Raw genomic sequence first — 10,376 nt, 5'->3', positions numbered from 1 at the left:
GCCCTCTTCCAGTTGCAGACGGATCGCGTGGGTGGAAATCGCTGCCAATAATTCGCTGAACTGCATGGGGGTAACCTGCTGAAAAGTCACGGTTGAGGAGAAAGTCCGTCTTCATCTGCCGCTTGCATAGGGTGTGCTGGGCGCCCTGAAAAAACTGCGGGCGCAGCCGGGGGCCTGAAGAGGCTTCCAGCAGGCTTGGAAAATTAAGGGATTTGGCAGGTAGGGGGTGACATGGGAAGCGGGGACAAGCGGGAATCAAGCAGCGTTCACTTTTATTGCAGTTACACGGCGTCGATATGCCGATAGTCCAGGTGCAATTGCAGCGCCAGCTGTTTGGCCCGGCCGAGAGTGATCGGCCCGCGCTCGATATCCACCAGCACACCCGGGCAATCGAGCAGCGGCAGGCCGTCGATAGCCTTGAGCCGCCCATCGGTAATCACCAGCAAACGCTGCTGCTCGGCGGGGTAACGCTGGCGCCGCGCGTGCAGCCACTGCCCGGCTTCGGACAAGGCCGCCAGCAACGGCGTGCCGCCGCCGGCGCCGAGCTGAGCGAGCCAACCGGCCAAGCCTTTGGCGGCCTTGAGGCCCTGCACTTGCCACTTCGGCGAGTGGCCGCTGGCCGTGAGTAACGCCATGCGCGCGCGTTGCCGGTAAGCGTCATCAAACAACTGGGCGAGCAGGCCTTTGGCGTCGGTCAACGCGCCATGGCGCCGCGTAGACGCCGAGGCGTCTACGATCACCAGCCACAACTCATGGGCCGCGCGGTTGCGCAGGTGGAACAGTAGATCCTCACGGCACTGCGGCCGGCCGCCGAGCAAGGTGCCGGGCCAGTTGATCGCGCCGTGTTTGGCGCTGCGCGCCTTGCCGTGCCTGCCTTTGTCCAGTCGCCCCGCCTTGGGCCGGGCATCCGCCCCCGCGTCAGGTCGGGGGCGAATGCCTAGGGCTTTTTTGGCCAGGTGGGTACTTCCCGGCGTGCGCCCGTGGGCAAGGCCGGCGCGGGCATGTCGCCCCACTGGCCCTGGCCAGGTGAAGTGTCTGAAGCCTGGGGCGCCTGGCCTTGATTGGGCGGGCTTGCCGGCGGGGTTTGCGCTTGACGACGATGGCGCAAGGCAAATTCGGCCACCGCTTCGATGTCTTCCTCGGCGATGGCGGTAGCGCCACGCCAGGCCGCATGGGCGCGGGCGCCGCGCAACCAGACGAGGTCAGCGCGCAAGCCATCGACCCCGGCGGCAAAACAGCGCTCGGTGATCTGTGCCAGCGCCTGGTCATCCAGCTCAATGCCGTCGAGCTGTGTCCGCGCCTGGGTGCAGCGTTCACGCAAGGCGGCTTGCGGCTCGGCCCACTGCGTGCAGAACGCGGCGGGATCGCTGTCGAAATCCAGCCGACGCCGGATGATTTGCCCGCGCTCGGTGGGCAGCGTTTGCCCGCTTAATGCCACGTTGAAACCGAAACGGTCGAGCAGCTGCGGTCGCAACTCCCCCTCCTCCGGGTTCATGGTGCCGATCAACACAAAACGTGCCGAGTGGCGATGGGAAATGCCATCGCGCTCGATCAGGTTGGTGCCGCTGGCGGCCACATCCAGCAGCAGGTCCACCAAGTGGTCGGGCAGCAAGTTGACTTCATCGACGTACAACACGCCGCCATCGGCCTTGGCCAGTACGCCGGGGGAAAACTGCGCACGGCCTTCGCCCAGTGCGGCGTCCAGGTCCAGGGTGCCGACCAGGCGTTCTTCGGTGGCGCCCAACGGCAAAGTGACGAACTGACCACTGGCGAGCAGGTCCGCCAGGCCACGTGCCAGGGTGGACTTGGCCATGCCGCGCGGGCCTTCGATCAGCACACCGCCGATTTTCGGGTCGATGGCGGTGAGGCACAGCGCCAGTTTCAGGTCGTCGGCGCCGACCACGGCGGACAGTGGGAAATGTGGAATATCAGTCACCTTTATCAACAACAGGTTTTCCAACGCCTCGCGATAGGCGCCCGGCTCTTGCCACATGCCACGCTGCTGGGCTTCGAGCATGCGCTCGGTCATGTCGCGCAGGGCATCGGGGTTGTGCTGCTGCACAAAGGCCCGGGTGTCAGGATCGAGCAGATACGCGTCAGCGAGCAAGGCGTATTGGTGATCATCGATCAGTGCGGTGGTGGCGTCGAACGCGAACAGGTTGTCCACGGTTGCGGCCATTTCGAACGCACCTTTATAGCCATGACGCTTCACGCCGTCGATCCACTTGGGGTTGGCGGCGCGGGAACGGATCACCCGGTTCAGCTCTTCCTTCAAGGTGCGGATCTTCGGCAAGTCGGGCTGGCTATGGTCGCCATGGTAGCTGGCGGCCTTATCGCCGCTCAGGGTTTCCACGGCGGCGAGCATACCGCCCTGGAATTGGTAATAGTCGTTGGAGTCGAGCAAGTCGTGCTCGCGGTTGTCCTGGTTTTGCAGGACCGCCTGCACCAGGCTCAGGCGCTGGGCGAACTGTTCGCGGGCAGCGGTGCCTTCATCGGAACCACCGTAGGCGTAGCCACCCCAGTTCAAGTAGACCTCGGCCAAGTCCTCGCGGCTCTGCCACAGACGACCGTCAATCGCGCCCTGCACGCCCGCGCCATACGCCCCCGGCTTGGCGCCAAAGATGCGCCAGCCGGCTTGTTTAGCTGCGGCTTCTGCGTCCAGGCCCGAGAGGCGCAAGGCCTCACGCTCACTGCGCACCTTGGCCGCCAGCGGGTTCATATCATCCGGTTCATCCAGGGCCGCCACCGCCTGCACCGCCGCATCGAACAGGCGGATCAGGTTGGCGAACGCGTCACGGAAGAACCCGGACACGCGCAGCGTCACGTCAACACGCGGGCGGTCGAGCAAACTGATCGGCAGGATCTCAAAGTCATCCACCCGCTGGCTGCCCGTGGCCCAGACCGGGCGCACGCCCATCAACGCCATGGCCTGGGCGATGTCGTCGCCGCCGGTGCGCATGGTGGCCGTGCCCCAGACCGACAGGCCAAGCTGGCGCAAGTGATCGCCATGGTCTTGCAGGTGCCGTTCAAGGATCAGGTTGGCGGATTGGAAGCCAATGCGCCAGGCCGTGGTGGTGGGCAGGTTGCGCACGTCCACGGTAAAGAAATTGCGCCCGGTGGGCAGCACATCCAGGCGCCCGCGACTTGGCGCGCCGCTGGGGCCGGCCGGTACGAAAAGGCCGCTCAAAGCATCCAGCAAACCGCGCATTTCCGCCGGCCCGCACGCGTCCAGGCGTGGCGCGACGACGATGCGCAGGCTCTCAATGACCGACTTCACATCCTCCCAACCGGGCTCTTCAAGTTGCTCAAGCGGCCCTTCCAGCGCTTGCTCGATCAAACGCGCGGCATACAACTCCAGGCGCTCGCGGGTATCACCGGCGGTGCGCCAGCGCTGTTGATCGATTTGCTGCAACACCTCGGGGCGGCGCCCGGTCCAGGGCTCGGCCAGCGCACAATCAAGCGGGTCAAAACCCAGCTCGAAGGCCTTGGCCAATACGCGCAGCAAACTCGATTGCGGGCCACGGCCATCGCCGCGCGGGATGCGCAGCAAGGCCAGCAAGGTGTCGATGCGCAAGCGGCCTTCGGGCGACTCGCCAAAGATATGCAGGCCGTCGCGGATCTGCGACTCCTTCAAGTCGCACAGGTAGGTGTCCAGGCGCGGCAGCCAGACCGCCGCGTCGGCGTCGTTATCCAGCTCAAGTTCCTGGTCGATACGGGTCTCGCGCACCAGCTTGAGAATGTCTTTTTGCAGTTCGAGCGCGCGGCGCGGGTCGAGCAATTGCGCCTCGTAATACTCGTCCGCCAACAGCTCAAGATTGCGCAGCGGGCCGTAGGTTTCGGCGCGGGTCAGCGGCGGCATCAAGTGGTCGATGATCACCGCCTGGGTGCGGCGCTTGGCCTGGGCGCCCTCACCCGGATCGTTGACGATAAACGGGTAAATGTTCGGCAGCGGCCCGAGCAGCGCATCAGGCCAGCAGTTTTCCGACAGCCCCACGCCTTTGCCCGGCAGCCATTCGAGGTTGCCGTGCTTGCCTACGTGGATCACGGCGTGGGCGCCGTAGGTGTGGCGCAACCAGAAGTAGAACGCCAGGTAACCGTGAGGCGGCACCAGGTCCGGGTCGTGGTACACCGCGCTGTGGTCGACCTGATAACCGCGCGCCGGCTGGATGCCGACGAAGGTCAGGCCAAAACGCAGGCCGGCGATCATCAGGCGGCCGTCGCGGCACATCGGGTCGGTGTGGGGTGCGCCCCAGCGCTCCAGCACGGCTTGGCGATTGGCTTCGGGCAAGCGCTTGAACAGCGCCTCGTAATCATCCAGGCCCAGGCTTTGATGGCACGGGCGCAGGTCGAGGCTGTCGAGGTCGTTGGTCACGCCACCGAGCAATTCGTGGATCAGGGCGGTGCCGCTGTCGGGCAACTCACGGGGCAGCGGATAGCCTTCGGCTTGCAGCGCGCGCAGGATATTCAGCGCCGCCGCCGGCGTATCCAGACCCACGCCGTTGCCGATACGGCCGTCGCGGGTCGGGTAGTTGGCGAGGATCAGCGCGATGCGTTTATCCGCGTTCGGCACCCGCGCCAGTTCGACCCAACGGCGTGCCAGCTCAGCGACGAAATCCATGCGCTCGGGCGCGGCGCGGTAGCACACCACGTCGGACTGGCTGCGCTCGCTGCGCCAGGCCAGGTCCTTGAAGCTGATCGGGCGGCTGATAATGCGCCCGTCCAGCTCCGGCAAGGCGATGTGCATCGCCAAGTCGCGCGGGCCGAGGCCTTGTTCGCTGGCCTCCCAGCCGGGCTGGTTGTCCTGGGCGCAAATTGCCTGGATTACCGGGATATTGCGGCGAAACGGGCGCAAATGCGGCGCTTCGGGGCTGGATTGGGCAAACCCGGTGGTGTTCAGAATCACCGCCGCCTGCACTTCATCCAGCAAGTCCTCGACCACCGTCAGGCAGCCAGGCTCTTTCAAACTGGCCACCGCCATCGGCAACGGGTTAAGGCCCGCCGCCTGCAAGCGCTGGCAGAACACATCGATAAAACCGGTATTGGCCGCCTGCAGGTGCGAGCGGTAAAACAGTACCGCCGCCACGGGGAAATCCGGCTGCCAATCCGCCTGCCAATCATTCAGGCGTGCGTTGGCTATGTGCGGGTGATAAATCGCGGTGCGCGGCAAGGTTTGCGGCTCGGCCCAGGCGTAGTCGCGGCCCAGGTAGCGGCTTGCCAAACAGCGATAAAAATCCAAGGCATTGCCCAGCCCGCCCTGGCGCAGGAAGTGCCAGAGGCGATCACGATCGTCTACGCCTACGGTGCTGAGGCTGCTGAGTTCCGGGTCCGGGCGGTCATCGCCCGGCACCAGGATCAGTTGCACGCCGCGCTCGGCCAATTCCACCAGGCGCTCGATGCCGTAGCGCCAGTAACCGATGCCGCCGTGCAGCGAAATCAGGATGACCTTGGCGTGGCGCAGCACCTCATCGACGTACAGGTCGACCGAGGCGTGGTTTTGCACCTGCATCGGGTTGGCCAGGCGAACGCTTGGGTAGTCGTCGGGCAGCTGTTGAGCCGCTTCGGCCAACAACGCCAGGCTGGAATCACCGCTGCACAGGATCACCAGTTCAGCGGGGGTTTGGCCTAAGTCGGCAATATTGTCGTCGGAGACGAAACCACCGGGCTGGGTCCTGAGCAGGTGCATGGGTTAAACGCTGAGCGCTGCGCGCAGCTGCGCTTCGAGGCCCGCCGCGTCCAGTTCCTGACCGATCAGCACCAGGCGCGTGATGCGTGCTTCGTCGGCGCCCCAGGCACGGTCAAAGTGCTTGTCGAAACGCGTACCCACGCCCTGGATCAGCAGGCGCATCGGCTTGTTCGGGATCGCGGCGAAACCTTTGACGCGCAGGATGCCGTGCTGCACCACCAACTGAGTCAAGGCGTCGAGCAGCAACGCTTCGTCGGCTTGCGGCAGGTCGATGGAGATGGAGTCGAAGGCGTCGTGATCGTGGTCATGCTCGCCTTCATCGTCGTGGTGATGGTCGTGGTGGCTGTGGCGGCCGTCGATGTGTTCTTCGGAGCCGGCGCCCAGGCCGATCAGCACGTCCAGCGGCAGGCGACCGCTGCTGGCTTCGATGACCTTCACGGCGGGCGGCAGCTCTTCGGCGACTTCCAGGCGCACGCGGGCCAAGTCTTCAGGGCTGATCAGGTCGGCTTTGTTGAGGATCACCAGGTCAGCGCTGGCCAGTTGGTCGGCGAACAGCTCGTGCAGCGGCGATTCGTGATCCAGATTCGGGTCGAGTTTGCGCATGGCGTCGACCTGGTCCGGGAACGCCGCAAAAGTGCCAGCGGCCACGGCTGGGCTGTCGACCACGGTGATCACTGCGTCAACGGTGCAGGCGCTGCGGATTTCCGGCCACTGGAAGGCTTGTACCAGCGGTTTTGGCAGGGCCAGGCCGGAGGTTTCGATGAGGATATGGTCGAGGTCGCCGCGACGGGCAACCAGTTCGCGCATCACCGGGAAGAACTCTTCCTGCACGGTGCAGCACAGACAGCCGTTGGCCAGTTCGTACACGCGGCCGTTGGCTTCTTCTTCGGTGCAACCGATGGAACACTGCTTGAGAATTTCACCGTCGATGCCCAACTCACCGAACTCGTTGACGATCACGGCGATGCGACGGCCCTGGGCGTTGTCGAGCATGTGGCGTAGCAAGGTGGTTTTGCCCGAGCCGAGAAAGCCGGTAACGATGGTGACGGGGAGTTTGGCCAGTGTTTTCATCGGATGCCCTTTGGGGCGGGCATACGGGACGATAGGCCCTGCGACGGCGCGCAGCAGCGGATTTCGTCACCGGATCACCCCGCCCGGTTGAAGTAGAAAATCGGTTGCGAGGCAGGTCTCCTGGCTTGGGGCGTGCGGGTCTTGCGACCGGCGCTGGCTGCGCCTTCCCGCCGTATTGGCAGTGGCGTGGCAGTCAGCTAAACCCTTTACAGTTGCGGGGGCAGCCGCGGCTTGGACCGCGTTCCCTTCTTAGCTTCGGCGTGGGCCGAAGAACCTCGAAGGTGCAAGGCTACGCAGTGCGTGGGGGATGGTCAATGATGGGGTTGGGTTGGGTTGGTTGGTTGGTTGGTTGGTGTACATATCCGTTCTTGCCGTAACGGCCACTAATGGTTCCGCTCTTACAGCGGCTCACTTTGGAAAAGCCCCAAAGTAAGCAAAGGGCTCTTGCCCCACCCTCGCCCCGCCGGGAACAGGGTTGCACGTCGATGATCAGCAGTACCTGGCGCATGGGGTTCCTGGTGGCGGCTTGGGGCTGCCTATTGTGCACCATAGACCTGATCCTGGAAGCTGAACTCAATCAAATGTGGGTGCTGGCTTACCTGCGATGCAGCCCCCTCGGTTTATCAGTGACCCACAGTCGATGCCATCGCAGGAAGTCTCTGTTCTGCTCTGCTTCTGCTCTGCTTTGCCTGCTTTTGCTTCTACCACTCAGGTCGGCTACTAGGCCGCCGTGCTCTTGCTTTTGATCTTGATCTTAGGCGCCCCGTTAAACCACGATGGCCGAACGCAGGCTTGAATCCGTGGGTAACCCGGCAGGACGCCGGGTTAGCCGCGATGGGCCAAGGATGGCCCATGGCGGCGGCCCACGGATTCAAGCCGGAGTGAGGGCATGCCGAGCCTAGGCGAGGCAACGAGTGGTGGGGCAAGAGCCCTTTTGGTTACTTTTGGGGCTCTTTTCCAAAAGTGACCCGCTGTAAGAGCGGAACCATTAGTGGCCGTTACCGCAGCAACGGATATGTACCCCAAAAAAACTCCCAATTGACTCCCCTCCCACCCCCATGCTCTCCTACACATCTTGTTTCGGGTGCCCTTCACAGGGTGAAACGGGAAACCGGTAAGTCATGCATACATGACCAGTCCGGTGCTGCCCCCGCAACGGTAAGCGAGCGAAGCGTCACAGCCACTGTGCCTGCAAGGCATGGGAAGGCGATGCTTTTTAGACCCAGTGTCCCTCGCAGCCCGGAGACCGGCCCGAAAAATCAGATAACAAACCCGCGGTGGGCGGGCGCTGTTCAGAACCCCGCGTGCCCGGCTCGCGGGGTTTCCATGCGCCCGTTTCACCCTGACACCCAGAAGGGACGCGCCATGTCGATCATCAGCAGCACCTCGCACACCGCCAGCAGCACCAGCACCCTGAGCCAACGCCTGACCGCCGCCATCGGTGCGTCGATCCTCGGCGCGTGCCTGGTGTATTTCGCCGGTTTCTCGCATATCGAAGCGGTGCACAACGCCGCCCACGATACCCGCCACAGCGCCGCGTTCCCGTGCCACTGAGACCTGCCGACATGATCAAGCGTATCGCCCAAACCGCAGGCTTCACCGGCTTGCTGGCCGCCCTGTTGCTGACTCTGCTGCAAAGCTTCTGGGTCGCCCCGCTGATTCTGCAGGCGGAAACCTTTGAAAACGCCCCGGCCGCTGCCGAAGTAATACCCCATGAACATGCACAAGGCGCCGCCGCTCACACCCACGACGCGGAAGCCTGGGAGCCGGAAAACGGCTGGCAACGTGTGTTGTCGACTACCGGCGGTAATCTGGTGGTGGCGGTTGGTTTTGCCCTGATGCTGGCCGGTCTCTATACCTTGCGCGCACCGACCCGCACGGCTCAAGGCTTGCTGTGGGGCTTGGCCGGTTACGCGACGTTTGTACTCGCGCCGACCCTGGGCCTGCCGCCGGAGTTGCCGGGCACCGCCGCCGCTGACCTGGCCCAACGTCAGGTCTGGTGGATTGGCACGGCTGCGTCCACCGCTACCGGTATCGCGCTGCTGGTGTTTGGCCGCAGCTGGCTGCTCAAAGTGTTGGGCTTGGCGATCCTGGCCGTGCCGCATCTGATCGGTGCGCCGCAGCCTGAAGTGCATTCGATGCTGGCTCCAGAAGCGTTGGAAGCACAATTCAAAATCGCTTCGCAGCTGACCAACGTCGCCTTCTGGCTGGCCTTGGGTCTGATCAGCGCTTGGCTGTTCCGCCGCAACCGCGACGGTCAATACTCGGCATGACCCTGGTGGTCGGCCTGGGTTGCCAGCGGGGCTGTGATGTTCACACCCTGCTGGGCCTGCTCGATACTGCCCTCGCCGAGGGCAGTATCGAACGCCATCGCATCACCGCGCTGGCCAGTCTTGACCGCAAGCAGAATGAACCTGGGCTGCTCGCTCTAGCAAAGGTGCTGAACCTGCCATTGCACTGTTTCAGCGCCACACAATTGACGGTTTTTGAACACCGTCTTAGCCACAAATCAGAGGTCGCTTTTGCCCATACCGGCTGTTACGGCATCGCCGAAAGCGCCGCGCTGGCCTTGGCTGAACAGCTCTCCCACGGCCCTGCCCGCCTGCTGATCACGCGCAAAAAAGTCGCCCAGGCCACCTTTGCATTAGCCTGCGCCGACTAAAAACCCGATAATCGCCCTTCTCGATCATGAGCAATCTTCATGCTCGCCCGATTTTCAACAGGAACTCCCATGACCGTCTACTTCATCGGCGCTGGCCCCGGCGACCCGGAATTGATCACCGTCAAAGGCCAGCGGCTGATCCGCAGCTGCCCGGTGATCATCTATGCCGGCTCGCTGGTGCCGGCGGCGGTATTGGAGGGCCATCAGGCGAAACAGGTGGTTAACAGCGCCGAATTGCACCTCGAGCAAATCATCGACTTGATCACGGCAGCCCATGCCAAGGGCCATGATGTGGCGCGCGTACACTCCGGCGACCCCAGCCTGTATGGGGCGATTGGTGAGCAAATCCGTCATTTGCGTGAGTTGAATATCCCCTTTCAGATCATTCCAGGCGTCACGGCGGTGGCGGCCTGCGCGGCATTGCTGGAGACGGAACTGACCCTGCCGGATATCGCCCAAAGCGTGATCCTGACCCGCTACGCCGATAAAACCAGCATGCCGGCCGGTGAGGATTTCGACAGCCTGGCGCGCCACGGCACGACCATGGCGATTCACTTGGGGGTTAATCATCTGGAGAAGATCGTTGCTGAGCTGCTGCCGCATTACGGTGCGGATTGCCCGATTGCCGTGGTGCACCGCGCGACGTGGCCGGATCAGGATTGGGTGGTGGGTACGTTGGTGGACATTGCCGAGAAAGTGGCCGCCAAGGGTTTCCGTCGTACGGCGCTGATTGTGGTGGGTCGGGTGCTGGCGAACGACAGCTTCAGCGAGTCGTCGCTGTATCGCGCGGGTCACGCGCACCTCTATCGGCCCTGATAAAACACAGTTGATTATCTTTGTTAGATATATATTGCAAAGTATTGTATCGCGGGTCACGCGCACCTCTATCGGCCCTGATAAAACACAGTTGATTATCTTTGTTAGATATATATTGCAAAGTATTGAATTACATACATAAAA

7 protein-coding genes and 2 riboswitches are annotated in these 10,376 nt (G+C 63.3%); of the genes, 4 read left to right on the top strand and 3 right to left on the bottom strand.

Annotation, left to right across the window (positions count from 1 at the left end; genetic code table 11):
* Positions 1 to 281: 281 nt before the first annotated feature.
* From GJU48_RS10355 to cobW, 3 genes are read right to left on the bottom strand one after another with little or no spacing between them, the layout of a single operon-like run.
* A complete protein-coding gene (locus GJU48_RS10355; RefSeq protein ID WP_083360413.1) occupies positions 282 to 884 on the bottom strand; it encodes a vWA domain-containing protein in 603 nt (200 codons plus the stop codon).
* Between the two features lie 53 nt (positions 885 to 937).
* Positions 938 to 5,683: a cobaltochelatase subunit CobN gene (cobN, locus tag GJU48_RS10350; protein WP_178119784.1), complete on the bottom strand. Its 4,746-nt coding sequence runs from the start codon at positions 5,681 to 5,683 to the stop codon at positions 938 to 940.
* Positions 5,684 to 5,686: 3 nt separating this feature from the next.
* A complete protein-coding gene (gene cobW / locus GJU48_RS10345) occupies positions 5,687 to 6,754 on the bottom strand; it encodes a cobalamin biosynthesis protein CobW (protein ID WP_094952739.1) in 1,068 nt (355 codons plus the stop codon).
* 93 nt (positions 6,755 to 6,847) lie between these two features.
* Positions 6,848 to 7,047: riboswitch (cobalamin riboswitch) on the bottom strand.
* A 772-nt stretch (positions 7,048 to 7,819) separates the two neighbouring features.
* Positions 7,820 to 8,023: riboswitch (cobalamin riboswitch) on the top strand.
* A 96-nt stretch (positions 8,024 to 8,119) separates the two neighbouring features.
* On the opposite strand from cobW, the gene GJU48_RS10340 reads away from it, so the two are divergent.
* The 4 genes from GJU48_RS10340 to cobM all read left to right on the top strand — a co-directional run bounded on the left by GJU48_RS10340 (position 8,120) and on the right by cobM (position 10,232).
* Complete coding sequence (locus GJU48_RS10340; protein ID WP_078742010.1) at positions 8,120 to 8,308, top strand: CbtB domain-containing protein; 189 nt, start codon at positions 8,120 to 8,122, stop codon at positions 8,306 to 8,308.
* Positions 8,309 to 8,319: 11 nt separating this feature from the next.
* Positions 8,320 to 9,027, top strand: coding sequence for a CbtA family protein (locus GJU48_RS10335; protein WP_094953360.1), 708 nt, complete (start codon positions 8,320 to 8,322; stop codon positions 9,025 to 9,027).
* The gene (locus tag GJU48_RS10330; protein ID WP_094953358.1) at positions 9,024 to 9,416 is read left to right on the top strand and encodes a cobalamin biosynthesis protein; all 393 of its coding nucleotides are present in this window, start codon (positions 9,024 to 9,026) and stop codon (positions 9,414 to 9,416) included. The genes GJU48_RS10335 and GJU48_RS10330 overlap by 4 nt, the downstream gene beginning before the upstream one ends.
* A 69-nt stretch (positions 9,417 to 9,485) precedes the next feature.
* On the top strand, positions 9,486 to 10,232 hold the full coding sequence (gene cobM / locus GJU48_RS10325) for a precorrin-4 C(11)-methyltransferase (RefSeq protein ID WP_094953356.1): 747 nt from the start codon (positions 9,486 to 9,488) through the stop codon (positions 10,230 to 10,232).
* The last annotated feature ends 144 nt before the right edge of the window (positions 10,233 to 10,376 follow it).

Source organism: Pseudomonas sp. IB20, assembly GCF_009707325.1.
In the GTDB taxonomy this organism is placed as follows: domain Bacteria; phylum Pseudomonadota; class Gammaproteobacteria; order Pseudomonadales; family Pseudomonadaceae; genus Aquipseudomonas.
Note: the sequence above shows the minus strand (reverse complement) of the source record. Positions and strands in the feature narration are given on the sequence as shown.